This window comes from Streptomyces sp. NPDC060198, assembly GCF_042728415.1.
In the GTDB taxonomy this organism is placed as follows: Bacteria; Actinomycetota; Actinomycetes; order Streptomycetales; family Streptomycetaceae; genus Streptomyces.
Window position 1 is genome coordinate 1 of record NZ_JBHWZJ010000025.1, and the last position, 26937, is coordinate 26937.

Sequence of the window (26937 nt, forward strand, 5' to 3'; positions counted from 1 at the left end):
CTCCCGAGCGGGGAGGGGCGGCCCTTGGCCGCGCACGACCGACGGCGAACCGCGAGCGAGCTTGTGAATCAGTGAACGTACTCGGCGCGGGCGCTTTCCACGCGTGGGGCGACCCGTGCCGAATCGTTCAGGCGGTCGGTGCGATCAGAGAACCCGGACCGCGCCCGTCGGCTGGTCGTAGGAGAGGTCGCGCTGGACCGTACCGGTGCTGGAGTTCTGCGCGCCGACGAACTGGCCGTCGCCCACGTAGATCGCCACGTGGTAGGCGCTGCCCGCGCCGCCCCAGTAGAGGATGTCGCCGGGCTGGAGGTTGCTCAGCGAGACCTGCGTACCGGCCACCGACTGGTCCTGCGAGACGCGCGGCAGGCTGACGCCGACCGAGGCGTACGCGGCCTGGACGAGGCCCGAGCAGTCCCACGAGTTCGGGCCGGTGCCGCCGGAGACGTACGCGTCGCCGATCTGCGCCTTGGCGAAGGCGACCACCGCGGCGGCGGAGCCGGAGACGCTCGACGAGGACGACGAGGTGGCGGCGGTGGTCGTCGCGGTGGCGGAGGAGCCGGAGGAGCCGGAGGAAGCGCTGAGCGTAGTGCGCGCGGAGCTGCGGGAGGCGCGTTCGGCAGCCTCCGCCTTCTCCTCGGCCTCCGCCTTCGCGGCCGCTTCGGCCTTCTTCTTGGCTTCGGCCTTGCGGACGGCCTCGGCCTTGGCCTTGGCGGCGGTCTTCGAAGCGCTCTCGGCCGCGGCGTCCTCGGACGCACGCGTTTCGAGGTCGAGGGCGACCTGCTGCGTGGCCTGCACGGAGGCGGCGACGGTGGTGGAGAGCCTGGCCGTGAGGGTGGGCATCTCGATGGTCTGGGTCACCGGCTCGGCCTGCGCGGGGCCGGCAGCGCCTGCGACCGCGATGGTGCTGAGCACGCCACCGGCAACTCCGGCCCGCAGCGTCGTCCTGGACGAACGCTGGCGGGGCTTCCGGTGGCTGGGTATGTGAGCGGTGTGGGACATGGGTACTAGCGCTATCAGGGCTGTAGGGGTCCCATCAAGAAACGTGTGTTGCGACACAGTTACGTCCGGAATATGAGAATCCGCTTCTGTGGAACCTTTATTGACGACGTAACGGACGAAATGGACATGGGTTCATAACGCCGTGATCACGGGGTTTCGGCAATACGCCCGAATTGCCCGTCACTTACCATCCGTTCACGTCGATGGCCAAGCCCACTTGATTCTCGTCGAGTTCGGCGTGATGCAGGTCACCGTGTGTGCCGACTGTGAAGGGCAACCGCGCGCGGGCGTCCTGCGTAGGCGCCCCGCTCGCCCGACGCTCGTCCCGCACTCTTCGGCCGGCGGGTCGCGCACACCCGGCCGGATGTCCGGTCGGGCATCCGGACGGGCCCCCGGCCGACCCTCCCCGCGCACCTTCGGGGGGTGCCGCGCGGACGGCTCGTCGCTCGTGCCTCCGTTCACAGAGTCGCCCGACCGATCGCCCGAGCGGTCGTCCGGGCGGTCGCGGGCCGCCCCGCCCGACACCTCTCCGTGCCCCGTGTGCCCGGAAGTTCGCCATTCCGCCGCGATGTCCACATCGTTCCGCGCAATCGCTCGTCCGGGTGGCATCGAATCCGGCGAATCCCTATATCACCCCTGTCCGTCCATCTCCAATTTGCGCGCGGCGGGCATCGGTTGATAGAGCGCCAGGGCGTTGACCAGCGGTAACACCTTCGAATGTCACCACTCGTGATCACTTGGCCCCTTCTTGTGTGAACATCTCCGCTCATCCGACTTCATGATCGTTCGTCAGGTGGTGGAGATCACAAAGGCGTTGGTGTACCCCGTGTCGCAGATCACAGGACGGCGGGCATAGTATGCGGGGCAGTCGGGCTTGTGAACTGCCTCACATGTGCACGATCTTGGTGAGGCGGGGAGCCGGTCGCCCGATGCGGTCCAACGGTCAAGGACGACTGGAAGGAGCGAGGAGCGTGAATGCCTACGCGCCCATCCTCGTGCTCGGCGCCCTCGGGGCAGGGTTTGCGATCTTCTCCGTGGTCATGGCCACGCTTATCGGCCCCAAGCGCTACAACCGGGCAAAGCTCGAAGCGTACGAGTGCGGTATCGAACCCACTCCGACTCCCGCCGGAGGCGGTCGCTTCCCCATCAAGTACTACCTGACGGCGATGCTTTTCATCGTCTTCGACATCGAGATCGTCTTCCTCTATCCCTGGGCCGTCACCTTCGACGCCCTGGGGATGTTCGGGCTCGTGGAGATGCTGCTCTTCGTGCTCACCGTCTTCGTCGCCTACGCGTACGTGTGGCGGCGCGGCGGCCTGGAATGGGACTGAGGGGCTGAGGGGCACATGGGACTCGAAGAGAAACTGCCAAGTGGCTTCGTACTGACCACTGTCGAGCAGGCCGCCGGATGGGTACGGAAGTCTTCCGTCTTCCCCGCCACCTTCGGCCTTGCCTGTTGCGCCATCGAGATGATGACGACCGGAGCCGGGCGGTACGACCTCGCCCGCTTCGGGATGGAGGTCTTCCGCGGATCGCCACGCCAGGCGGACCTGATGATCGTCGCCGGGCGGGTCAGCCAGAAGATGGCGCCCGTGCTGCGGCAGGTCTACGACCAGATGCCGAGCCCCAAGTGGGTCATTTCCATGGGGGTTTGTGCATCGTCAGGCGGTATGTTCAACAATTACGCCATTGTTCAGGGTGTTGACCACATTGTCCCCGTAGATATCTATTTGCCGGGGTGCCCGCCGCGTCCCGAGATGCTGATCGACGCCATCCTCAAACTCCACCAGAAGATCCAGGGCTCCAAGCTCGGGGTCAACGCGGAGGAAGCCGCCCGTGAGGCGGAGGAGGCGGCGCTCAACGCGCTCCCCCTGATCGAGATGAAGGGGCTCCTCCGGTGAGCGACAACCCCAGCGGCGGCAACGGCGCCGCCGCCGACGGCAAGAACGGCGCCGACGGCCAGAACCCCGCGAACGGCCGGAGCGACGCGGACGGCAGCGCCCTTCCCGCCCCCCGCAGTGACGGCGGCGAGGTCATCCGGGTGCGGAAGGGGATGTTCGGCGCCAACAACGGCGGCGACACCTCCGGTTACGGCGGGCTCGTCCGGACGGTACGGCTGCCGCACGCGAGCCCCCGCCCGTACGGCGGCTGGTTCGACGAGGTGGCCGACGAGCTCGAAGGCGCTCTGGAGGAGCGAGGGCTCGTCCCCGAGAACGTCATCGAGCGGACCGTGGTCGACCGGGGCGAACTGACCTTCCACATCGCGCGCGAGCACCTGGTGACCGTGGCCCGCACCCTGCGCGACGACCCGGCGCTCCGCTTCGAGCTCTGCACCGGCGTCAGCGGGGTCCACTTCCTCGACGACAAGGGCCGCGAGCTGCACGCCGTGTACCACCTGCGGTCCCTCACCCACGGCCGGCTGATCCGGCTGGAGGTGTCCGCGCCCGACAGCGACCCGCACGTCCCCTCGCTGGTCGCGGTCTACCCGACCAACGACTGGCACGAGCGCGAGGCGTACGACTTCTTCGGGCTCGTCTTCGACGGGCACCCCGCGCTCACCCGGATCATGATGCCGGACGACTGGCAGGGCTTCCCGCAGCGCAAGGACTACCCGCTCGGCGGCATCGCCGTCGAGTACAAGGGCGCCCAGATCCCGGCTCCGGACCAGCGGAGGTCGTACTCCTGATGACCACTTCCCACGCAACGCCCCGCGACACGACCGAGGGGACTGTATATACAGTCACCGGCGGCGACTGGGACGAGGTCGTCGAGGCGGCCGTGAAGTCCGACGACGAACGCATCATCGTCAACATGGGGCCCCAGCACCCGTCCACGCACGGCGTGCTGCGACTGATCCTGGAGATCGACGGTGAGACCGTCACCGAGGCCCGCTGCGGCATCGGCTACCTCCACACCGGCATCGAGAAGAACCTCGAATTCCGGAACTGGACGCAGGGCACCACGTTCGTCACGCGCATGGACTACCTGACGCCGTTCTTCAACGAGACGGCGTACTGCCTCGCCGTCGAGAAGCTCCTCGGCATCGAGGACCAGATCCCCGACCGTGCGACCGTGCTCCGGGTCCTGCTGATGGAGCTGAACCGGATCTCCTCGCACCTCGTGTGCATCGCCACCGGCGGCATGGAGCTCGGCTCCACCACGATCATGATCTACGGGTTCCGCGACCGTGAACTGATCCTGGACCTCTTCGAGCTGATCACCGGGCTCCGGATGAACCACGCGTTCGTCCGCCCCGGCGGCCTCGCCCAGGACCTGCCGCCGGGCGCGATCGACCAGATCCGCTCCTTCATCACCACCATGAAGCGGAATCTGCCGGAGTACGACAAGCTCGCCACCGGCAACCCGATCTTCAAGGCGCGCATGGAGGACGTCGGCTACCTCGACCTCACCGGCTGCGTCGCGCTCGGCGCCACCGGCCCGGTCCTCCGGTCCGCCGGCCTCCCGCACGACCTGCGCAAGACCGACCCGTACTGCGGCTACGAGACGTACGACTTCGACGTACCGACCGCCGACACCTGCGACTCCTACGGCCGCTTCCTCATCCGCCTGGAAGAGATGCGCCAGTCGCTGCGGATCGTCGAGCAGTGCCTTGACCGGCTGGCCCCCGGACCGGTCATGGTCGCCGACAAGAAGATCGCCTGGCCCGCGCAGCTCGCGCTCGGACCGGACGGACTCGGCAACTCGCTCGAACACATCAAGAAGATCATGGGCACCTCCATGGAGGCCCTGATCCACCACTTCAAGCTGGTGACCGAGGGGTTCCGGGTCCCCGCCGGACAGGCGTACGTCGCCGTCGAATCGCCCAAGGGCGAACTCGGCGTGCACGTCGTCTCCGACGGTGGCACCCGCCCCTACCGGGTCCACTTCCGGGACCCGTCCTTCACCAACCTTCAGGCCATGGCGGCGATGTGCGAGGGCGGCCAGGTCGCCGACGTCATCGTCGCCGTCGCGTCCATCGACCCCGTGATGGGAGGCGTCGACCGGTGACCGCGAACCAAGAGGTCAGTCTGGGGATGCCGCAACTCCCCGCCCCCGCCTACCCCGACGACGTACGGGCCAGGCTCGAAAGCGACGCGCGGGAGGTGATCGCCCGCTACCCCGACAGCCGGTCCGCGCTGCTGCCGCTGCTCCACCTCGTCCAGTCCGAGGAGGGGTACGTCTCCCGTACGGGCATGGCCCTCTGCGCCGAACTCCTCGGGCTCACCACGGCGGAGGTCACGGCGGTCGCGACCTTCTACACGATGTACCGGCGCAAGCCGAGCGGCGACTACCAGGTGGGCGTCTGCACCAACACCCTCTGCGCGGTCATGGGCGGCGACGCCATCTTCGACCGGCTCAAGACGCACCTGGGCGTCGGCAACGACGAGACCACCGACGACGGCAAGGTCACGCTCGAACACATCGAGTGCAACGCGGCCTGCGACTTCGCACCCGTCGTGATGGTGAACTGGGAGTTCTTCGACAACCAGACCCCGGAGAGCGCGACGAAGCTCGTCGACGACCTCATCGCCGGGCGGACCGTCGAACCCACCCGGGGCGCCCCGATCTGCTCGTACAAGGAGACCGCCCGCATCCTCGCCGGGTTCCCCGACGAGCGCCCCGGTGCGGTCGCCGCGAGCGGCGGCGCCGGACACGCCTCGCTGGCCGGGCTCCGCCTCGCCAAGGGCGAAGCCGCCCCGGGCCGCCGGGTCGTCTCCCAACGCCGGGACGTCCCCGCGGGCCGGCCGCACGATCCCTCGCCGTCCGAGCACCTCAGCTCGCACGACGCACCGCAGCAGACATCGGCCTCCGACCCGGACCACCCGGCCGGACCCGCAGCCGAGGAGGGGGAGTGATGACCTTGGCCGCCGAGATCGACAGGAACGGGACCAGCCCAGAGAAGCTCCTCGCCCCGGTCCTCTCCGCCCACTGGGACGAAGCGGAACCGTGGACGCTGGAGAGCTACCGCCGCCACGACGGGTACGAGGGCCTGCGCAAGGCGCTCGCCATGTCGCCCGACGACCTCATCGCGTACGTCAAGGACTCCGGTCTGCGCGGACGCGGCGGCGCCGGCTTCCCCACCGGGATGAAGTGGCAGTTCATCCCGCAGGGCGACGGCAAACCGCACTACCTCGTCGTCAACGCCGACGAGTCGGAGCCCGGCACCTGCAAGGACATCCCGCTCCTCTTCGCCAACCCGCACAGCCTCATCGAGGGCATCGTGATCGCCTGCTACGCGATCCGCTCCTCGCACGCCTTCATCTACCTGCGCGGCGAGGTCGTCCCCGTCCTGCGACGGCTGCACGAAGCCGTCCGCGAGGCGTACGCGGCCGGCTACCTCGGCAAGGACGCGCTCGGCCCGGGGCTCGACCTCGAACTGACCGTGCACGCGGGCGCCGGGGCGTACATCTGCGGCGAGGAGACAGCGCTGCTGGACTCCCTCGAAGGACGGCGCGGCCAGCCCCGGCTGCGGCCCCCCTTCCCCGCGGTCGCCGGTCTGTACGCCTGCCCCACCGTGGTGAACAACGTGGAGTCCATCGCCTCGGTTCCCGCGATCCTCCAGCGCGGCAAGGACTGGTTCAAGTCGATGGGCAGCGAGAAGTCCCCGGGCTTCACGCTCTACTCGCTCAGCGGCCACGTCACCGGCCCCGGCCAGTACGAGGCCCCGCTCGGCATCACGCTCCGCCAGCTGCTCGACATGAGCGGCGGCATCCGCGCCGGGCACCGCCTCAAGTTCTGGACCCCGGGCGGCTCTTCCACCCCGATGTTCACCGACGAACACCTCGACGTCCCCCTCGACTACGAGGGCGTCGGCGCCGCCGGCTCCATGCTCGGCACCAAGGCGCTCCAGTGCTTCGACGAGACGACCTGCGTGGTGCGGGCCGTCACCCGGTGGACCGAGTTCTACGCCCACGAGTCCTGCGGCAAGTGCACGCCGTGCCGCGAAGGCACCTACTGGCTCGTCCAGTTGCTCCGCGACATCGAGGCGGGCAAGGGCCGCCCCGGCGACCTCGACAAGCTGGGCGACATCGCCGACAACATCAACGGCAAGTCCTTCTGCGCGCTGGGCGACGGAGCCGCCTCGCCGATCTTCTCGTCGCTGAAGTACTTCCGCGACGAGTACGAGCAGCACATCACCGGCAAGGGCTGCCCCTTCGACCCCGCGAAGTCGACCCTCTGGGCCGACGACGCCGACGACCAGGACGACCGAGACGCTCACCGGGGGGTGAACGCATGACAGTCACCACGAGTGCGCCCTCCGGGGGCGGACAGGCGGCCGTACCGCCCGAAGACCTCGTCACGCTGACCATCGACGGCATCGAGACCAGCGTCCCCAAGGGGACCTTGGTCATCCGCGCCGCCGAGGAACTCGGCATCGAGATCCCGCGGTTCTGCGACCACCCGCTCCTCGACCCCGCCGGCGCCTGCCGCCAGTGCATCGTCGAGGTGGAGGGCCAGCGCAAGCCGATGGCCTCCTGCACCATCACCTGCACCGACGGCATGGTCGTCAAGTCGCAGCTCACCTCGCCCGTCGCCGAGAAGGCCCAGAAGGGTGTGATGGAGCTGCTGCTCATCAACCACCCGCTGGACTGCCCGGTCTGCGACAAGGGCGGCGAATGCCCGCTCCAGAACCAGGCGATGTCGCACGGCGAAGCCGAATCCCGGTTCGAAGGCCGGAAGCGGACGTACGAGAAGCCCGTCCCGATCTCCACCCAGGTGCTGCTGGACCGCGAACGCTGCGTGCTCTGCGCACGCTGCACCCGGTTCTCCAACCAGGTGGCCGGCGATCCGATGATCGAGCTGATCGAGCGCGGCGCGCTCCAGCAGGTCGGCATCGGCGAGGGCGACCCCTTCGAGTCGTACTTCTCCGGCAACACCATCCAGATCTGCCCGGTCGGTGCGCTCACCTCGGCGGCGTACCGCTTCCGCTCGCGCCCCTTCGACCTGGTCTCCTCGCCCTCGGTCTGCGAGCACTGTGCGGGCGGCTGCGCCACCCGCACCGACCACCGGCGCGGCAAGGTCATGCGCCGCCTCGCGGACAACGACCCCGAGGTCAACGAAGAGTGGCTGTGCGACAAGGGACGCTTCGGCTTCCGCTACGCCCAGCAGCGCGACCGGCTCACCACCCCGCTGGTCCGCAACGCCGAAGGCGTCCTCGAACCGGCCTCCTGGCCGGAGGCGCTCGCCGCCGCCGCCGCGGGACTCGGCGCGGCACGCGGCCGGGCCGGGGTGCTGACCGGAGGCCGCCTCACCGTCGAGGACGCCTACGCGTACAGCAAGTTCGCGCGGGTCGCCCTGGACACCAACGACATCGACTTCCGGGCCCGGGTCCACAGCGGCGAGGAGGCCGACTTCCTGGCCGCCCGCGTCGCCGGACGCGGCCACGACCTGGACGGCGAGGGAACCACCTACACCTCGCTGGAGGGCGCGTCGGCGGTCCTGCTCGCCGGATTCGAGTCCGAGGAGGAGGCGCCCGGCGTCTTCCTCCGGCTCCGCAAGGCCCACCGCAAGCACGGCCAGCGGACCTGGGCCCTCGCCTCGCACGCCACCCGCGGACTGGAGAAAGCGGGCGGCACCCTGTTGCCGGCCGCCCCCGGTACCGAGACCGAGTGGCTGGACGCGCTCGCCGGAGGCGTCGGGCTCGACGAGGCCGGAGCGGCCGCCGCCGAAGCGCTGCGCGGCGAGAACTCCGTCATCGTCGTCGGCGAACGGCTCGCCGGGGTCCCCGGCGCGCTGACCGCCGTCCTGCGCACCGCCACCGCCACCGGCGCCGACCTGGTGTGGATTCCGCGCCGGGCCGGGGAGCGCGGGGCACTGGAGGCCGGGGCCCTTCCGACCCTGCTGCCCGGGGGCCGCCCGGCCACCGACCCGCGCGCCCGCCAGGAGGTCGCCGCCCTCTGGGGCCTCGCCGACCTTCCGGCCCGCCACGGCCGCGACACAAGCCAGATCCTCGGCGCCGCCGCCACCGGCGAACTCGGCGCCCTGCTCGTCGCGGGCGTCGAACCCCGCGACCTGCCGGACCCGGCCGCCGCACTGGCAGCACTGGACGAGGTCGGCTTCCTCGTCTCGCTGGAGCTGCGGCCCAGCGAGGTCACCGACCGTGCCGACGTGGTGCTGCCCGTGGCCGCCGTCGCCGAGAAGTCCGGCACCTTCCTCAACTGGGAAGGCCGCGCCAGGATGTTCCAGGCGGCGCTGAAGCCCGAGCAGATGACCCGTACCCTCGCGCCGACCGACGGCCGGGTGCTGCACATGCTGGCCGACGCGCTCGATGTCCACCTCGGGCTGCCCGACCTCGCCGCCGCCCGCCGCGAACTCGACCGGCTCGGCGGCTGGACCGGCGGGTACGCGAGCACGCCGAGGGAGATCGGCCGCCCGCTGCCCCGGCCCGGCGACGGCGAGGCGATCCTCGCCGGCCACCGCATGCTGCTCGACCTGGGCCGCCTCCAGGAGGGCGACGAGGCACTGGCCGGTACCCGGCACGCCGCCGTCGCCCGGCTCTCGGCGCACACCGCTGCCGAGACCGGGGTGAAGGACGGCGACCTGCTCGCCGTCACCGGACCGGCCGGCAGCGTCGAACTCCCGCTGCGGATCACCGAGATGCCGGACCGGGTGGTCTGGGTACCGCTCAACTCCACCGGACGTGGCGTCCCGGCGCAGACCGGCGCCCGCCCCGGCGGCCTGGTCCGGATCGGCGCCGCCACCACCGCAGCCCCCGCAGACTCACCGGAGGTGCGAGCGTGAACAGCCTCGCTCACCTGGCCACGGCCCCCGGCGGCGCCCCGCTGGCCGCCGAGGACCTCTCGATGTTCGGCACCGACCCCTGGTGGCTGGTCGTCGTCAAGGCGGTCTTCTGCTTCGCGTTCCTGATGGTGACCGTGCTCTTCGCGATCATCTGGGAGCGCAAGGTCGTCGCCTGGATGCAGCTGCGCATCGGCCCCAACCGGAACGGCCCCTGGGGGCTGCTCCAGTCGCTCGCCGACGGCGTCAAGCTGATGCTGAAGGAAGACCTGATCGTCAAGCGCGCCGACCGGGTCGTCTACATCCTCGCGCCGATCGTCGCGGCCATCCCGGCGTTCATGGCGATCGCCGTGATCCCGTTCGGCCCGTCCGGCAACGAGGTGTCGATCTTCGGCCACCGCACGACGATGCAGCTCACCGACCTGCCGATCGCGATGCTCTACATCCTCGCGGTGGCCTCGGTCGGCATCTACGGCATCGTCCTCGCCGGCTGGTCCTCCGGCTCGACCTACCCGCTCCTCGGCGGGCTCCGGTCCTGCGCCCAGATGATCAGCTACGAGATCGCGATGGGCGCCGCGTTCGCCTCGGTCTTCCTCTACTCCGGGTCGATGTCGACCTCGAAGATCGTGGAGGCGCAGGCCGACCGCTGGTTCATCATCCTGCTGCCGGTCTCGTTCATCATCTACATCGTCACCATGGTCGGCGAGACGAACCGCGCCCCGTTCGACATGCCGGAGTCCGAGGGCGACCTCGTCGGCGGCTTCAACACCGAGTACTCGTCGATCAAGTTCGCGATGTTCATGCTCGCCGAGTACGTGAACATGGTGACGGTCTCCGCGGTCTCCGCGACCCTCTTCCTGGGCGGCTGGCGGGCCCCGTACCCGATCAGCACTTTCTGGGAGGGCGCGAACCACGGCTGGTGGCCGATGCTCTGGTTCGTCGTCAAGGTGCAGGTACTCCTCTTCTTCTTCATCTGGCTCCGCGGCTCGCTGCCCCGCGTCCGCTACGACCAGCTGATGAAGCTCGGCTGGAAGGTCCTCATCCCGGTCTCCGTGGTCTGGCTGATGCTGGTCGCCACCGTGCGCGCCCTGAACAACGAGGGCTACGACTTCTCCAGGATCGTGCTGTACGTCGCGGGCGCCGTGATCGCGGTGCTGCTGATCTCCTTCGTCGCCGACGCCGTCCGCGACCGCAAGGGCCGCGAGGAGGAGGCGAAGGCGGGCCCGCCGCCCGAATTCGACCCGATGGCGGGCGGATTCCCCGTACCGCCGCTGCCCGGACAGACCCTGCCGCCCGTGCCCCGGCGCACCCCGCGCCGCACTCGGGAGCTCGTTGTCAGTGGTGGCCCCGATACTCAGAGTGACGACAGTGTGAGTGACGGAAAGGAGGCCGACCGTGTCTGAGCCACAACCCCCGAACTCCTCGGGGGAGAAGTTCCAGAACCCCGTGGCCGGGTTCGGCGTGACCTTCAAGGCCATGTTCAAGAAGCGGCTCACGGAGCAGTACCCGGAGACGCCGAAGGTGACGGCGCCGCGCTTCCACGGCCGTCACCAGCTCAACCGGCACCCGGACGGCCTGGAGAAGTGCGTCGGGTGCGAGCTGTGCGCCTGGGCCTGTCCCGCCGACGCCATCTACGTCGAAGGCGCGGACAACACCGACGAGGAGCGCTACTCCCCGGGCGAACGGTACGGCCGCGTCTACCAGATCAACTACGCGCGCTGCATTCTCTGCGGTCTCTGCATCGAGGCGTGCCCCACCCGGGCGCTCACGATGACCAACGAGTTCGAGCTCGCCAACACCACCCGCGCCAGCCTCATCTACACCAAGGACGAGCTGCTCGCGGGGCTGGAGGAGGGCATGGTCGACAGCCCGCACGCGATCTTCCCCGGTATGGACGAACAGGACTACTACCGAGGCCTGGTGACCGAGGCCGCTCCCGGTACCGAGCGCCAGCTCGCGGTGTCCAAGGGGGAGAAGCCGGAGTCCGACGTCGACGAGGACGCCGTGGTGCCGGCGTCCGCCGCCGCTTCGGCGGCGTCCCACGAGCACGGCCACGGCTCACCCACCCACGGTTCGCACGGGCAGAGGGGAGCGGACGCATGAGCGCTCTGGCGGCAGCGGCCTCCACCACCTCGACCGGCGAGGCCGTGCAGTTCTGGATCCTCGGTACGGTCGCCGTGCTCGGCGCCCTCTCCACCGTCCTGATGAGGCGGGCCGTGCACAGCGCGCTCTCCCTCGCCGGGACCATGATCGTGCTGGCGGTCTTCTACCTCGCCAACGGCGCCTACTTCCTCGGCATCGTGCAGGTCGTCGTGTACACCGGCGCGATCATGATGCTCTTCCTCTTCGTCGTGATGCTCGTCGGCGTCACCGCCGCGGACTCGCTGAAGGAGACCCTCAAGGGCCAGCGCTGGCTGGCCGCCGGATGCGGCCTCGGCTTCGGTGTGCTGCTCGTCGCCGGCATCGGCAACGCCTCCCTGAACAGCTTCAACGGCCTCGGCACCGCCAACGCCGTGCACGGGGGGAACGTCGAGGGACTCGCCAACCTCATCTTCACCAAGTACGTCTTCGCGTTCGAGATCACCGGCGCCCTCCTCATCACCGCGACGGTCGGAGCGATGGTGCTCACCCACAAGGAGCGCACCGAACGCGCCCTCAACCAGCGGGAGATGTCCGAGGCCCGGGTCCGCTCGAACCACCTGCCGCCGCTGCCCGCCCCCGGTGTCTACGCCCGGCACAACGCCGTGGACATCGCCGGCCTGCTCCCCGACGGCACCCCGTCCGAGCTGACCGTGATGCGCACCCTGCGCGACCGCGGCCAGATCCGCGACGTCTCCGAGGAGGCGCTCGCCGACCTCAAGGCACTGGAACAGCGGTCCGGTGAGCGGCTCGGCCGCTCCACCGCCCTCACCGCCCGGGGCGCTTCCACGCGCTCGGGGCGGCAGGGCGACCGCGCCGGGAACGGGGAGGACACCCAGTGAATCCCGTCAACTACCTCTACCTGGCAGCCCTGCTGTTCACCATCGGCGCCAGTGGGGTGCTGATCCGGCGGAACGCGATCGTGGTGTTCATGTGCGTGGAGCTGATGCTCAACGCCTGCAACCTCGCCTTCGTCACCTTCTCCCGCATGCACGGCAACCTCGACGGCCAGATCATCGCGTTCTTCACGATGGTCGTCGCCGCCGCGGAAGTCGTCGTCGGGCTGGCGATCATCGTGTCGCTGTTCCGCTCCCGCCATTCGGCCTCGGTCGACGACGCCAGCCTGATGAAGCTGTGAGGGGCTGAATCGTGGAGAACCTGATCGCGCTGCTCATCGCGGCGCCCCTGCTCGGAGCGGCCGTCCTGCTGTGCGGGGGCCGCCGGCTCGACCGGGCCGGACACTGGCTCGGCACCCTGCTGGCCGGGGTGTCGTTCGTCCTGGCCGTGGCGCTCTTCGCCGACATGCTCGGCAAGGGCGCCGAAGAACGCCTGCTGCACCAGAAGCTGTTCAGCTGGATTCCGGTGGAGGGCTTCCAGGCCGACGTCGCCTTCCAGCTCGACCAGCTGTCGATGACCTTCGTCCTGCTGATCACCAGTGTGGGCACCCTGATCCACATCTACTCGATCGGCTACATGGAGCACGACGAACGCCGTCGTCGCTTCTTCGGCTATCTCAACCTCTTCGTCGCGGCGATGCTCATCCTGGTCCTCGCCGACAACTACCTGCTGCTGTACGTCGGATGGGAGGGCGTCGGCCTCGCCTCGTACCTCCTCATCGGCTTCTGGCAGCACAAGCCCAGCGCGGCGACCGCGGCCAAGAAGGCCTTCCTGGTCAACCGGGTCGGCGACATGGGCCTCTCCATCGCGATCATGCTGATGTTCACCACCTTCGGCACCTTCGCCTTCGGGCCGGTGCTCGGAGCGACCGGCGACACCAGCGAGGGCAAGCTCACCGCGATCGGCCTGATGCTGCTGCTGGCCGCCTGCGGCAAGTCCGCCCAGGTGCCCCTCCAGTCCTGGCTCGGCGACGCGATGGAGGGCCCGACCCCGGTCTCCGCCCTCATCCACGCCGCGACCATGGTCACCGCCGGTGTGTACCTCATCGTCCGCTCCGGCGCGATCTTCAACGCCGCCCCGGACGCCCAGCTCGTCGTCACCGTCGTCGGAGCGGTCACGCTCCTCTTCGGTGCGATCGTCGGTTGCGCCAAGGACGACATCAAGAAGGCGCTGGCCGGCTCGACGATGTCGCAGATCGGCTACATGATCCTCGCCGCGGGCCTCGGCCCCATCGGCTACGTCTTCGCGATCATGCACCTGGTGACGCACGGCTTCTTCAAGGCCGGACTCTTCCTCGGCGCCGGCTCGGTCATGCACGGCATGAACGACGAGGTCGACATGAGGAAGTTCGGCGGCCTGCGGAAGTACATGCCGGTCACCTTCCTCACCTTCGGCCTCGGCTACCTCGCCATCATCGGCTTCCCCGGCCTCTCCGGGTTCTTCTCCAAGGACAAGATCATCGAAGCGGCCTTCGCCAAGGGCGGCACCGAGGGCTGGATCCTCGGCGCCGTGACCCTGCTGGGCGCCGCGATCACCGCGTTCTACATGACCCGCGTGATGCTGATGACCTTCTTCGGCGAGAAGCGCTGGCAGCCGGACGCGGAAGGCCACGAGCCGCACCCGCACGAGTCCCCGAAGTCGATGACGATCCCCATGATCGTGCTCGCCTTCGGCTCGGTCTTCGCGGGCGGCTTCTTCTCCATCGGCGACCGGTTCCTGCACTGGCTGGAGCCGGTGACCGGCCACGACCACGGGGACTCCCCGGTCGGCGCCAGCACCGTCACCGGCGCCACCATGGTGGTGCTCGTCATCGGTGTCGCCATCGCCTGGGCCATGTACGGCCGCAGGCCGGTGCCCGCCGTCGCCCCGCGCGGCTCGCTGCTCACCCGGGCCGCCCGCCGCGACCTCCTCCAGGACGACTTCAACCACGTGGTCCTGGTCCGCGGCGGCGAGCACCTCACCCGCTCCCTGGTGTACGTCGACCACTCGCTGGTCGACGGCGTCGTCAACGGTACGGCCGCCTCGGTCGGCGGGCTCTCCGGCCGACTGCGGAAACTGCAGAACGGCTACGCCCGCTCCTACGCGGTCTCGATGTTCGGCGGTACGGCGGTCCTCATCGCCGCGACCCTGCTGATGAGGGCGGTCTGATCACCATGTCCTTTCCCCTCCTGACAGCGACGGCGGCACTCCCGGCGATCGGCGCCATCGCCACCGCCGCCGTCCCGGCCCAGCGGCGCACCGCCGCGAAATGGCTGGCGCTGCTCGTCTCGCTGGCCACCCTGGTGCTCGCGGCGATCGTGTTCGTACGCTTCGAGCCCGGCGGCGACCGCTACCAGCTCACCGAGTCGCACGCCTGGATCGCCGACTTCGGCGTCCGGTACGAACTCGGCGTGGACGGCATCGGGGTGGCGCTCCTCGCGCTCACCGCGCTGCTCATCCCGTTCGTGATCCTGGCCGGCTGGCACGACGCCGACCCCCTGGAGACCCAGTCCTCCCGGTGGCGCCCCACCCAGGGCTTCTTCGCCCTGATCCTGATGGTGGAGGCGATGGTGATCCTCTCCTTCGAGGCCACCGACGTCTTCCTCTTCTACATCCTCTTCGAAGCCATGCTCATCCCGATGTACTTCCTCATCGGCGGCTTCGGGGACCGGGCCCACGCGGGCACCGACGAGAACGCCTCGGCCCAGCGCTCGTACGCCGCGGTGAAGTTCCTCCTCTACAACCTCGTCGGCGGCCTCATCATGCTGGCGGCCGTCATCGGGCTGTACGCCGTCGCCGGAAGCTTCTCGCTCTCCGAGATCGCCGAGGCCCGCGCGAACGGTTCGCTGGAGATGGCGACCAGCACCGAGCGGTGGCTCTTCCTCGGGTTCTTCTTCGCCTTCGCGGTGAAGGCCCCGCTCTGGCCGCTGCACACCTGGCTGCCCAACGCCATGGGCGAGGCGACCGCACCCGTCGCCGTGCTGATCACCGCGATCGTCGACAAGGTCGGCACCTTCGCGATGCTCCGCTTCTGCCTCCAGCTCTTCCCGGAGGCCAGCAAGTGGGCCACCCCGGTGATCCTCGTCCTCGCTCTGGTCTCCATCGTGTACGGCGCGCTCCTCGCGGTCGGCCAGCGCGACATCAAGCGGCTGATCGCCTACGCGTCGATCTCCCACTTCGGCTTCATCATCCTGGGCATCTTCGCGATGACCAGCCAGGGCCAGTCGGGCGCCACGCTCTACATGGTCAACCACGGCATCTCGACCGCCGCCCTGATGCTGGTCGCCGGATTCCTCATCACCCGGCGCGGCTCCCGTCTCATCGCCGACTACGGCGGAGTCCAGAAGGTCGCCCCGATCCTCGCGGGCACCTTCCTGATCGGCGGCCTCGCCACCCTCTCGCTGCCCGGACTCGCCCCCTTCGTCAGCGAGTTCCTCGTCCTGGTCGGGGTGTTCAGCGCCTACCCGGTGGTCGGGATCATCGCCACCACCGGCATCGTGCTCGCCGCGCTCTACGTCCTGGTGCTCTACCAGCGCACCATGACCGGCCCGGTGAAGGCCACCGTCCAGGGCATGCCGGACCTGCGGGTCCGCGAACTGGCGGTGGTCGTACCGCTGATCGCACTGCTGATCTTCCTGGGCGTCTTCCCGAAGCCGCTCACCGAGATCGTCGACCCGGCGGTGGAGCACACCATGTCCGACGTACAGAAGCAGGACCCCCAGCCCGAGGTGGAGGCCGCCAAGTGAGCGCAACAGCTGTCCACAGCATGTGGACCGTGGCGAGCGGGGTGACAACGGCCGCCCCGGACGTGAAGTTCACGGCCCCCACCATCGAGTACGCCCAACTCGCGCCCGTCCTGATCGTGGTCGGCGCCGCGGTGCTCGGCGTCCTGGCGGAGGCCTTCGTGCCCCGCCGGGGCCGGTACCTCACGCAGGTCCTCCTCACCGTCGTCGCCCTGGCCGCCGCGTTCGCCTCGGTCGTCGGGCTCGCCGCCGGCGGATACGGCACGACCAAGGCCCACATCGCCGCGATGGGCGCCGTCGCGGTGGACGGCCCGGCGCTCTTCCTGCAGGGCACCATCCTGCTGGCCTCGATCGTCGCGGTCTTCACCTTCGCCGAGCGGCGGCTCGACCCCGCCCCGCACGGCAACCGGGTCGACTCCTTCGTCGCCCAGGCCGGGTCCGTCCCGGGCAGCGACAGCGAGAAGCAGGCGGTCCGGGCCGGGTTCACCACCACCGAGGTGTTCCCGCTCCTCCTCTTCGCCGTCGCGGGCATGCTGGTCTTCCCGGCCGCCAACGACCTGCTGACCCTCTTCGTCGCGCTCGAAGTCTTCTCCCTGCCGCTCTACCTCCTCTGCGCCCTCGCCCGCCGCAAGCGGCTGATGTCGCAGGAGGCCGCGGTGAAGTACTTCCTGCTCGGCGCGTTCTCCTCGGCGTTCCTCCTCTTCGGGATCGCCCTCCTCTACGGCTACGCGGGCTCCGTCTCGTACGCCACCATCGCGAGCGTCGTCGACGGCTCGGTCACCGAGATCGACCCCGCCCTCGCCTCCACCATGGGCAACGACGCGCTGCTCCTCATCGGCGGCGCGATGATCCTGATGGGACTGCTCTTCAAGGTCGGCGCGGTGCCGTTCCACATGTGGACCCCGGACGTCTACCAGGGCGCACCGACCCCGGTCACCGGGTTCATGGCCGCCGCCACCAAGGTCGCCGCGTTCGGCGCGCTGCTCCGCCTGCTGTACGTCGTGCTCCCCGGCCTCGCCTGGGACTGGCGGCCGGTCATGTGGGGCGTGTCCATCGTCACCATGCTGGGCGGCGCGATCGTCGCGATCACCCAGACCGACATCAAGCGGCTGCTCGCCTACTCCTCGATCGCGCACGCCGGGTTCATCCTCGCCGGTGTCATCGCGACCACCCCGGAGGGCATCTCCTCGGTCCTCTTCTACCTCGTCGCCTACTCCTTCGTGACGGTCGGCGCCTTCGCCGTCGTCACCCTGGTGCGGGACGCGGGCGGCGAGGCGACCCACCTGTCGAAGTGGGCCGGGCTCGGCCGGCGCTCCCCGCTGACCGCCGCCGTCTTCGCGGTGTTCCTGCTGGCCTTCGCCGGTATCCCGCTCACCTCCGGTTTCTCCGGCAAGTTCGCCGTGTTCAAGGCGGCGGCGGACGGCGGTGCGGGCGGACTCGTCGTGGTCGGTGTGATCTCCTCGGCGATCGCCGCGTTCTTCTACATCCGGGTCATCGTCCTGATGTTCTTCCAAGAGCCGAAGGCGGACGGCCCCACGGTCGCCGTCCCGTCCCCGCTGACGATGACCACCATCGGCATCGGTGTCGCGGTCACCCTGGTGCTCGGCCTCGCCCCGCAGTACTTCCTGGACCTGGCGAGCCAGGCGGGGATCTTCGTGCGGTAGCGGTGCGTGGCGGCGTGGTGCACACGCCGTTCCCCCAACGCCGGACGGGCTGGAGTCAAGCCCGTCCGGCGTTGTCGTACGGGCCGCCTATGGTGAAGAGGGACGTACGGCCCGCGGGACGACGGACACGACGACGACGGCGAACAGAGCGACGAGCAGGACGGGCGACACCATGGATGTGACCGAGGACGTGACCGGTGCCACCGGCAGCGCGGCCACCGGCGACAGCGAGGCGCGGCAGACCCTGCACCGGGTCTTCGGGTACGAATCGTTCCGGGGCGAGCAGGGCGCGATCATCGAACACGTGGTCGCGGGCGGCGACGCCGTCGTTCTGATGCCCACCGGCGGCGGCAAGTCCCTCTGCTACCAGATCCCCGCCCTGGTCCGCCCCGGCACCGGCATCGTCGTCTCCCCGCTGATCGCCCTCATGCAGGACCAGGTCGACGCCCTGCGCGCGCTCGGCGTCCGGGCCGGCTTCATCAACTCCACCCAGGACTTCGACGAGCGCCGCTCCATGGAGGCGCAGTACGTCGCCGGAGAGCTGGACATCCTCTACCTCGCGCCCGAACGGCTGCGCCTGGACTCCACGCTCTCGCTGCTCTCCCGGGGCACCGTCTCCGTCTTCGCGATCGACGAGGCGCACTGCGTCGCCCAGTGGGGCCACGACTTCCGCCCCGACTACCTCACCCTCTCCGTCCTCGGCGAGCGCTGGCCGGACGTCCCGCGCATCGCCCTCACGGCGACCGCGACGAACGCCACGCACCAGGAGATCACCCGCCGCCTGGGCATGCCGGACGCGAAACACTTCGTGGCCAGCTTCGACCGGCCCAACATCCAGTACCGCATCGTCCCCAAGTCCGACCCGAAGAAGCAGCTGCTCACCTTCCTCAAGGAGGAGCACACCGGGGACGCGGGCATCGTCTACTGCCTCTCCCGCAACTCCACCGAGAAGACGGCCGAGTACCTCTGCCGCAACGGCATCGAGGCCGTGCCGTACCACGCGGGTCTCGACGCCGGGACCCGCGCCGCCCACCAGTCCCGCTTCCTGCGCGAGGAGGGGCTCGTCGTCGTCGCGACGATCGCCTTCGGCATGGGCATCGACAAGCCGGACGTCCGCTTCGTCGCCCACCTCGACCTCCCCAAGTCCGTCGAGGGGTACTACCAGGAGACCGGCCGCGCCGGACGTGACGGCGGTCCCTCCACCGCGTGGATGGCATACGGCCTCCAGGACGTCGTCCAGCAACGCAAGCTCATCCAGGGCGGCGACGGCGACGAGGCACACCGCCGCCGCGCCTCCGCCCACCTGGACTCGATGCTGGCGCTCTGCGAGACCGTCCAGTGCCGCCGCGCCCAGCTCCTCACCTACTTCGGCCAGGAACCCACCGCCGCCGCCTGCGGCAACTGCGACACCTGCCTGGTCCCGCCGGAGACCTGGGACGGCACGGTCGTCGCGCAGAAGATGCTCTCCACCGTGGTCCGGCTCAAGCGGGAGCGGAACCAGAAGTTCGGTGCCGGGCAGATCATCGACATCCTGCTGGGCCGGAAGACCGCGAAGGTCATCCAGTTCGACCACGACCAGCTCTCCGTGTTCGGCATCGGTGAGGAGCTGGCCGAGGCCGAATGGCGCGGCGTCGTCCGCCAGCTGCTGGCGCAGGGGCTGCTCGCCGTGGAAGGGGAGTACGGCACCCTCGTCCTGACCGACGCCAGTGCCACGGTCCTCGGCCGTGAGCGCGAGGTACTGCTGCGTAAGGAGCCCAAGCGGGCCACCGAGAGGACAGTGGCCAAGGGCGAGCGCCGCGCCAAGTCGGCTGCCGCCGCCGCGGATCTGCCCGCGTCCGCCGTGCCCGTCTTCGAGGCGTTGCGCGCCTGGCGCGGGGCGACGGCGAAGGAACAGGGCGTCCCGGCGTACGTCATCTTCCACGACGCGACCCTGCGCGAGATCGCCACCCTGCACCCCTCGTCCCTGGGCGAGCTGGGCGGGGTCAGCGGCCTGGGCGAGAAGAAGCTGGCGACCTACGGTGAGGGCGTGCTGGAGGTCCTGGCGGGGCTGGGAGCACCCGGCGAACGGCCTGCGGAACGCCCCGCCGCCGAGACCCCGGTACGGACGCCCGAGAGGACGGCCCCGGAGCCCTCACGGGCCCCCGCCCGTACGACGGCCCCGGCCGAGCCGTACGCCGACGCCGAGTTCAACTGGGACGAGGAGGAGCCCCCGGAGTACGAGTGAGTGGGGGCGGACCACGGAGTCGGTGGCCCGGAGCTACTCCGGAGCCACCGGCCGGCGCGGCGGTGCGATCGCCGTGAGGTCGAGGTCGACGGGGAACGGCACGGACACCTTCAGCCGGTCGTGGAAGATCCCCGTCGACGTGTAGGCACCGGTGGCGGGCTCCCGCTCGAAGACGTGGGCCACGGCCCGCCCGTCCTGGTTCTCCACCCACGCCCGCACCCGAGTTGACCTGGACCGGGGCCCCGGGCCGCACCGACCGCCCGGGCCGCACCGACCGGCGTGGACCGCACCAACCGGTGTGGACCGCGAGCCGCCGCCCCCACCACCCCGCCCCGCCCGGGCCACGCCCCGCCCGGCCGCCTCACCCTGCCGTCACGACCGTCCCCGTCACGACCGTCCCCGTCACCTCGCCGAGCCCCACCCGGGTGCCGTGCGGCCCCGGCGCCCACGCGGTCATGGTCACCGTGTCGCCGTCCTCCAGGAACGTCCGGGTGCCGCCGGGAACGTCGAGCGGGTCGCGGCCGTTCCAGGTCAGCTCCAGCAGCGAACCGCGCTGGTGCGGCTCGGGCCCGCTCACCGTGCCGGAGCCGTAGAGGTCGCCGGTGCGCAGCGAGGCGCCGTTCACCGTCATCTGCGCCAGCTGCTGGGCCGCCGTCCAGTACATGGTGGAGAACGGCGGTTCGGCGACCAGTTTCCCGTTGATCGCGACGGAGATCCGCAGGTCGATGCCGCCCGGCTCTTCCTCGTCCGCGTCGTCGAGGTACGGCAGGAGTGCGGCGTCCCGGACGGGCGGGGCGGTGCGGGCCGCGTCCAGCGCCTCCAGCGGGGTCACCCACGCGGAGACGGAGGTGGCGAACGACTTGCCGAGGAACGGGCCGAGCGGGACGTACTCCCACGCCTGGATGTCGCGCGCCGACCAGTCGTTGAGCAGCTGGACGCCGAAGACGTGCTCGCGGAAGTCGGCCAGTGGCACCGCCGTGCCCTGCGCGGACGGCACCCCCACCACGAAGCCGACCTCGGCCTCGATGTCCAGCTTCGCCGAGGGCCCGAAGACGGGCGCCGCGTCGGTGGGCGCCTTGCGCTGCCCGGCAGGGCGCACCACGTCCGTACCCGAGACGACGACCGTGCCGGCCCGGCCGTGGTAACCGATCGGAAGGTGCTTCCAGTTGGGCGTCAGCGCGGCACCGTCCGGGCGGAAGATCCGGCCCACGTTGGTGGCGTGGTGCTCGCTGGCGTAGAAGTCGACGTAGTCGGCGACCTCGTACGGCAGATGGAGCGTCACCGTGTCGATCGGGTGGAGCAGCGGCTCCAGTTCGGCGCGGTGCGAGGGGACGGTCAGCCAGCCGGTGAGCGCCCGCCGCACGTCCCGCCACGCGGTGCGCCCGGCCGCGAGGAGCGGCATCAGGCTGGGCCGGTCCAGCAGTCCGGCGTACGGGGAGCCCAGGGCGTGGGCCGCCGCCCCGGCGTCCAGCACGTGGGAGCCGATCCGGACACCGACCCGCCGCCGGGCGGGGTCGCCGGACGGGCCGGCGGGGAGGGAGAACACGCCGTACGGGAGGTTGTGCGGGCCGAAGGGGTCGCCCTCGTCGGTGTCGAGCGGGCTGCTCTGCTCGGGCATGGGGTGCTGCCTCGCTTTCCGGTCGCGTCGGGGACACGTCGCTCGGGACCACGGTACGTCCGCGTGGCGCGGCCGTGTCCGCAAGCGGGCCTCGTACCCCGGGTGTTCGCCCGCACTCCGCCGTTCCGGGGACGCGTGGACGGCCTGTCAGCCCGCCGTCCGCGGGACGCGCTTCTCCCAGGTGCGGTGGAAGACGATCTCGTCACCGTCCTTGCAGATCACCTCGTTGGAGGTGAGGAAGTGCGTCGCGTCCGCGCCGGTCTCCGAGCGGGTCGTGATCTCCGTCCGCCAGGCCGTTTCCGGCCGGTGCAGCAGGACCGTCCGCTCCGACCGGGCCCGCGCCGACAGCGGGTCGTCCTGCTGGATCGTGAAGGTGTCGAGGGCGTCCTCGGTGATCTCCAGCCCGTCCGGGTGGAACCGCGTCCCGCCCGGACTCGGATCGGCCTCCAGCCGCCACTCGCCCCGGGCGAGGTCCCGGACGATCCGCCGCTCCGGGCGCTCCCCGTCCAGGGTGGCCGGCACGGACTCGCCGAGCGGCTCCGCCTGTTCGGGCTCCCCGAAGACGGGGGCGGGGTTCGCGGTGGGCCGGCGGACCGGGAGCTCGACCAGGCTGCCGTCCGCCTGGAGCGTGAACCCCGCCGAGTCGGCCTGCGGCCAGACCCAGGGCCAGTACGAGGAGGAGACGGCCAGCCGGATGCGGTGGCCGGGCGCGAACGCGTGCCCGATGCCGCCGAGTTCGAAGGTGACGTCCTCGGTGGTGCCGGGCGGCCAGTCCTCGGCGCGGTCGCTGCCGTGGCGGCCGGCCAGATTGAGGGCGCCCCGGGTGACGAGGGTGGAGGAGCCGTCCGGCGCCACGTCGCAGAGCCGGGCCACGACCTGGCCGCGCGGCACGGCCAGGGTCAGCCGCAGCCGCACCCGGGGACGGCCCAGGATCTCGACGGGCGCCCCCTCCACCGGAAACTCGAAGGCGACCGACTTGGCGTCCTCGTCACGCTGGTCGGGCGGTAGGTCGGCGTCGTTCCCGCACGGCGAGAACCGGCCCGCGTCCAGCCCGGTCTGCTGCGGCGAGCGGACGATCCGGCCACCGCCCCGCAGGGCGTACGCCACCGGGGTGATGCTCTCCGAAGGCCAGGCGCCGTCCCCGATCCAGCGGCCGGGCAGTGTCTCGTACCGGGTGGCGGGCGGGTGCGACCCGCTGATCCAGGACCGCAGCAGGGGCTCGCTCATCACCCCCGTCTCCTTCTCCTTCAGATGCTGGTCCCACCAGCGCAGCGTCTCCTGGAGGAAACCGATGGCCGGGCCGGGCGCCCGGCCCCGGTCCGGGTACTGGTGCGGCCACGGTCCGATCAGCCCGCGCACCCGGGACGGGTCCAGGTGTTCGACGAGACGCAGCACGGTGTCCCGGTAGGGATCGTGCCAGCCGCCCACCGCGAGGACGGCCGCCCGGATCGCGCCGTACTCCCCGCTGACGCTGCCGCGCACCCAGTAGTCGTCCCGGGTCTGATGGGCCAGCCAGGCGTGGACGACGGGGTCGAGGGACTCCAGCCGGTCGAGCCACATCTCTTTCCAGCCATCCCCGACGATCACGGGGTCCGGCGGCTCGGAGGCGGCGGCGAGCAGCCCGGCGGCCCGGGCGTGCAGGTCCGAGGCGAGGACCGACCCGCCCCAGTAAGCGCCGCCGTTGTCGTACCCGTCGTCCGTGGAGCACACCGCGACGACCGCCCGCAGCGCGTCCGGGGCCACCGCGGCGAGCCGGAGCGAGGCGGAGCCGCCCCAGGAGATGCCGAACATGCCGACCCGGCCCGAGCACCACTCCCGCTGCGCCAGCCAGTGGATGACCGCCACCCCGTCGGCCACCCCGGCCTCGCCGTACGCGTCCCCCGGCAGACCTCCGCTGTTGCCGTGGCCCCGCACGTCCACCCGTACCGAGGCGTAGCCGTGGCCCGCGTACCAGGGGTGCCGCTGCCGGTCCCGGGGCGCCGTCCCGTCGCCGAGCCGGTGCGGAAGGTACTCCAGCAGCGCGGGGACCGGCTCCTCGGTGACGGGCCGCCACACGCGCGCGTACAGATCGGTGCCGTCCGGCAGCGGGACGCGGACGTCCTCGCGGACGGTCTCGTACGGGAAATCGGTCCGGATGTGCATGGCGTACCTCGGTGTACGGGGCCGGAGGCCCGGGCGACCGGCGGTCTCCGCGCGGTGCGACAAAGCGGCAACTCGTGATCGTATGAGCCGATCCCGAACATACCGGCGGTGGCGGGAAGCCGCCCACGGTGATCCAAAGGGGACCGGATACGCTGGCATGAGTGAAGACAGCCGACAGATCGACATTCGTGTGATCGTCAGCAGACAGGAGACCCTCTCGTGACCGTCGTCGGGCCGTTCGGGCTGCGCGTGCGGGACCAGGCTCTTGAGGCCGAGGTCCAGACCGGCCTGGCCGCTGTCGAGGCCGGGCTTCTCGATGCCACCAAGAGTGACGTCCCCTTCATCACGGAGGCCGCGCAGCACTTGGTGCGGGCCGGAGGCAAACGGTTCCGGCCCCTGCTGGTGATGCTGGCGTCCCAGTTCGGCGACTCCGACGCCCCCGGCGTCGTGCCCTCCGCCGTCGTGGTCGAACTGACCCACCTGGCGACGCTGTACCACGACGACGTGATGGACGAGGCCGAGGTCCGCCGCGGGGTGGACAGCGCCAACGCCCGCTGGGGCAACTCCGTCGCCCTGCTCACCGGAGACTTCCTCTTCGCCCGCGCCTCGCACATCCTCTCCGACCTCGGTCCGGAGGCCGTCCGCATCCAGGCCGAGGCTTTCGAACGGCTGGTCACCGGACAGATCCTGGAGACGGTCGGACCGCGCGACGGCCGCGACCCGGTCGACCACTACATGGACGTCCTCAGCGGCAAGACCGGCTCCCTGATGGCCGTCTCCGGACGGTTCGGCGCCCTCATGTCCGGCGCCGACGAGAAGACCGTCGACGTACTCACCCAGTACGGCGAACGGCTCGGCGTCGCCTTCCAACTCGCCGACGACGTCCTCGACATCGCCTCCGACTCCCACGAGTCCGGCAAGACCCCCGGCACGGACCTGCGCGAGGGCATCGCCACCCTGCCGGTCCTGCTGCTGCGCGCCCAGGCAGCCGCGGACGGCAAGCCGGACGACCTGGAGCTGGTGGAGCTGCTCGACGGCGACCTCGCCGACGACGCCCGCCTCGCCGAGGCGCTGCGCCGGCTGCGCGTCCACCCGGCGCTGGAGCAGGCACGCCGCGACACCATCCGGTACGCCGAGGAGGCCAGGGCGGCCCTCACCCCGCTGCCCGACTGCTACGCCAAGTCGGCGCTCGCCGAACTGTGCGACCTGGTGGTGCACCGGGCGGGTTGACGCCCCGTCGACGCCACCCCTCCGGGTAAACCCCGGGGTGGCGTACCTCCGGTGGAGTGACGTCATACCCGAGCCGTACGCGGGGTTGATTCCCCGGACTGACGCGTGAGTCCGCCCGATGAGGTCAGATGGAGAACAACCACTCCTCCTGACCTCATCGGGTGAGAAGCGCGGCAGGGAGTGGACGAGCGCGACCGTAGTGACGGAAGCCGCCGACCACGGAGGTAGGGCACACATGGCACCCATCGACAGCTCGGAGACCCACGGCGGGACCCAGATCGGGACCCCCGGCGACCCCGCCGGAGCGGCCACCCGAACCGACCGGCTCCGCCGGAAGGCATCACGCACCGTCGTCCCCGTGGCGGTGGCGGGGGTGGCCGCCGCGACCATCGGACTCGTCCCCGCACTCGCCGACAGCGGCGACCCGGACCTGCCGAAGATCACCGCGCGGGAGCTCGTCGCGAAGATCGCCGCCTCGGACACCCAGCGGCTCTCCGGCACCGTGAAGATCGCCACCGACCTCGGCATCCCCTCGCTCGCCGGCCTCGCCGGCTCCCTCGGCCAGGGCGCGGGGGCATCTTCCGGCGCCGCGCCCGAGGACCGGCTGACCGAACTGGCCTCGGGTACGCACACCCTGAAGGTGGCCGCCGACGGACCCGACAAGCAGCGGCTGACGATCCTCCAGGGCTCGTCGGAATACAGCCTGATCCACAACGGCGACCAGGTCTGGGCCTACGACAGCGGCTCCGACGAGGTCTTCCACGCGGAGACGGGCGCCGCCGGGCACACGGACAGCCGCAGCGGGGGCGCGGCGGAGGGCACGCCCCAGCAGTTCGCCGACGAGGCGCTGAAGGCGGTCGGCGACACCACCTCGGTCACCGTCGACGGCACCGTGCGGGTGGCCGGGCGCGACGCGTACCAGCTGCTCATCAAGCCGAAGCAGTCCGGCTCCACCGTCGGTTCCGTGCGGATCGCGGTGGACGCGGACAACGGCGTACCGCTGCGGTTCACCCTGAGCCCCAGCTCCGGCGGGAAGGCCGCCGTCAACGTCGGCTTCACCAAGGTGGACTTCGGCAAGCCCGCCGCCTCGGCCTTCGACTTCACCCCGCCCAAGGGCGCCAAGGTGACCGAGGCCGGGGACGCCGCGGACCAGGAGTCGGCCGGCCAGGGCGGCGGACCTCTCGCGGACCTGCTGCCCGGCGGCCTCGGAGGGCTGGAGGGCACCGGCGGTGCCGGGAGCGCGGGGAGCACCGGGAACCTGGAGACGAAGACGCTGGGGGAGGGCTGGACCACGATCCTGCGGGCCGAAGTGCCCGGTGGCGAGGGCCTGTCGTCGGCGAAGGGCAGCTCTTCACTGCTCGACGCCTTCGGCGACAAGGCCTCGGGGAAGTTCGGCTCCGGCACGGTCTTCAGCACGCGCCTGGTGAACGCCCTCGTCACCGATCAGGGCAAGGTCTACGTCGGCGCGGTCACCCGGGACGCCCTCGTACGGGCGGCGAACGCCGACCGATAGGGCCGGGCCCCGCTGGTTCCTTCGTCGGGACCGGGCTGGACAGGAATCGG

Annotated in this window: 20 protein-coding genes and 1 pseudogene; 17 read left to right on the forward strand and 4 right to left on the reverse strand. The window is 70.6% G+C overall.

All coding sequences use genetic code 11. The features are described from left to right. Nucleotides 1-144: 144 nt before the first annotated feature. Complete coding sequence (locus ACFWEP_RS05945) at nt 145-999, reverse strand: C40 family peptidase (RefSeq protein ID WP_387366183.1); 855 nt, start codon at nt 997-999, stop codon at nt 145-147. Between the two features lie 971 nt (nt 1000-1970). Between ACFWEP_RS05945 and ACFWEP_RS05950 the strand changes: the two genes are divergently transcribed. From ACFWEP_RS05950 to recQ, 15 genes are all read left to right on the forward strand, one after another. Next, nucleotides 1971-2330, forward strand: coding sequence for an NADH-quinone oxidoreductase subunit A (locus ACFWEP_RS05950; RefSeq protein WP_266705409.1), 360 nt, complete (start codon nt 1971-1973; stop codon nt 2328-2330). Nucleotides 2331-2345: 15 nt separating this feature from the next. Continuing rightward, nucleotides 2346-2900: an NADH-quinone oxidoreductase subunit B family protein gene (locus tag ACFWEP_RS05955; RefSeq protein WP_069171248.1), complete on the forward strand. Its 555-nt coding sequence runs from the start codon at nt 2346-2348 to the stop codon at nt 2898-2900. After that, nucleotides 2897-3685: an NADH-quinone oxidoreductase subunit C gene (locus tag ACFWEP_RS05960; protein ID WP_387366186.1), complete on the forward strand. Its 789-nt coding sequence runs from the start codon at nt 2897-2899 to the stop codon at nt 3683-3685. Before ACFWEP_RS05955 ends, ACFWEP_RS05960 begins: the two co-directional genes overlap by 4 nt. Continuing rightward, a complete protein-coding gene (locus ACFWEP_RS05965; RefSeq protein WP_387366189.1) occupies nt 3685-5007 on the forward strand; it encodes an NADH-quinone oxidoreductase subunit D in 1323 nt (440 codons plus the stop codon). The genes ACFWEP_RS05960 and ACFWEP_RS05965 overlap by 1 nt, the downstream gene beginning before the upstream one ends. Before the next feature lie 26 nt (nt 5008-5033). Next, nucleotides 5034-5855 (forward strand): NADH-quinone oxidoreductase subunit NuoE, encoded by an 822-nt coding sequence (nuoE, locus tag ACFWEP_RS05970; RefSeq protein ID WP_387366256.1) that lies wholly within the window; start codon nt 5034-5036, stop codon nt 5853-5855. Further along, nucleotides 5855-7237, forward strand: coding sequence for an NADH-quinone oxidoreductase subunit NuoF (gene nuoF, locus ACFWEP_RS05975; protein ID WP_266705402.1), 1383 nt, complete (start codon nt 5855-5857; stop codon nt 7235-7237). The genes nuoE and nuoF overlap by 1 nt, the downstream gene beginning before the upstream one ends. Next, nucleotides 7234-9741, forward strand: a complete 2508-nt coding sequence (locus tag ACFWEP_RS05980) for an NADH-quinone oxidoreductase subunit G (protein ID WP_387366192.1) — start codon at nt 7234-7236, stop codon at nt 9739-9741. Before nuoF ends, ACFWEP_RS05980 begins: the two co-directional genes overlap by 4 nt. Next, a complete protein-coding gene (gene nuoH / locus ACFWEP_RS05985; RefSeq protein WP_387366195.1) occupies nt 9738-11141 on the forward strand; it encodes an NADH-quinone oxidoreductase subunit NuoH in 1404 nt (467 codons plus the stop codon). Before ACFWEP_RS05980 ends, nuoH begins: the two co-directional genes overlap by 4 nt. Continuing rightward, on the forward strand, nt 11134-11841 hold the full coding sequence (nuoI, locus tag ACFWEP_RS05990; protein ID WP_387366198.1) for an NADH-quinone oxidoreductase subunit NuoI: 708 nt from the start codon (nt 11134-11136) through the stop codon (nt 11839-11841). The genes nuoH and nuoI overlap by 8 nt, the downstream gene beginning before the upstream one ends. Next, nucleotides 11838-12719, forward strand: coding sequence for an NADH-quinone oxidoreductase subunit J (locus ACFWEP_RS05995; RefSeq protein ID WP_387366200.1), 882 nt, complete (start codon nt 11838-11840; stop codon nt 12717-12719). Before nuoI ends, ACFWEP_RS05995 begins: the two co-directional genes overlap by 4 nt. Beyond that, nucleotides 12716-13015 carry an NADH-quinone oxidoreductase subunit NuoK gene (nuoK, locus tag ACFWEP_RS06000; protein WP_024493678.1) on the forward strand — a complete coding sequence of 100 codons (300 nt, stop codon included), beginning with the start codon at nt 12716-12718 and terminating at the stop codon, nt 13013-13015. Before ACFWEP_RS05995 ends, nuoK begins: the two co-directional genes overlap by 4 nt. 11 nt (nt 13016-13026) lie before the next feature. Beyond that, on the forward strand, nt 13027-14922 hold the full coding sequence (gene nuoL, locus ACFWEP_RS06005; protein ID WP_387366204.1) for an NADH-quinone oxidoreductase subunit L: 1896 nt from the start codon (nt 13027-13029) through the stop codon (nt 14920-14922). A 5-nt stretch (nt 14923-14927) separates the two neighbouring features. Next, on the forward strand, nt 14928-16499 hold the full coding sequence (locus tag ACFWEP_RS06010) for an NADH-quinone oxidoreductase subunit M (protein ID WP_387366207.1): 1572 nt from the start codon (nt 14928-14930) through the stop codon (nt 16497-16499). Continuing rightward, complete coding sequence (nuoN, locus tag ACFWEP_RS06015) at nt 16496-18160, forward strand: NADH-quinone oxidoreductase subunit NuoN (protein ID WP_387366209.1); 1665 nt, start codon at nt 16496-16498, stop codon at nt 18158-18160. Before ACFWEP_RS06010 ends, nuoN begins: the two co-directional genes overlap by 4 nt. 172 nt (nt 18161-18332) lie before the next feature. Further along, on the forward strand, nt 18333-20384 hold the full coding sequence (gene recQ / locus ACFWEP_RS06020; protein ID WP_387366212.1) for a DNA helicase RecQ: 2052 nt from the start codon (nt 18333-18335) through the stop codon (nt 20382-20384). A gap of 33 nt (nt 20385-20417) precedes the next feature. Here the strand turns inward: recQ and ACFWEP_RS06025 are convergent. The 3 genes and pseudogenes from ACFWEP_RS06025 to ACFWEP_RS06035 form a co-directional block, all read right to left on the reverse strand. Further along, nucleotides 20418-20591, reverse strand: a pseudogene (locus tag ACFWEP_RS06025) (Uma2 family endonuclease); the annotation flags it as partial. 154 nt (nt 20592-20745) lie between these two features. Next, nucleotides 20746-22002 (reverse strand): fumarylacetoacetase, encoded by a 1257-nt coding sequence (fahA, locus tag ACFWEP_RS06030; protein ID WP_387366215.1) that lies wholly within the window; start codon nt 22000-22002, stop codon nt 20746-20748. Nucleotides 22003-22149: 147 nt separating this feature from the next. Then, nucleotides 22150-24144 carry a CocE/NonD family hydrolase gene (locus ACFWEP_RS06035; RefSeq protein ID WP_387366218.1) on the reverse strand — a complete coding sequence of 665 codons (1995 nt, stop codon included), beginning with the start codon at nt 24142-24144 and terminating at the stop codon, nt 22150-22152. A gap of 219 nt (nt 24145-24363) precedes the next feature. On the opposite strand from ACFWEP_RS06035, the gene ACFWEP_RS06040 reads away from it, so the two are divergent. After that, nucleotides 24364-25374, forward strand: coding sequence for a polyprenyl synthetase family protein (locus ACFWEP_RS06040; RefSeq protein ID WP_328721225.1), 1011 nt, complete (start codon nt 24364-24366; stop codon nt 25372-25374). Nucleotides 25375-25609: 235 nt separating this feature from the next. Beyond that, on the forward strand, nt 25610-26887 hold the full coding sequence (locus tag ACFWEP_RS06045; protein ID WP_387366223.1) for an outer membrane lipoprotein carrier protein LolA: 1278 nt from the start codon (nt 25610-25612) through the stop codon (nt 26885-26887). Nucleotides 26888-26937 lie beyond the last annotated feature (50 nt).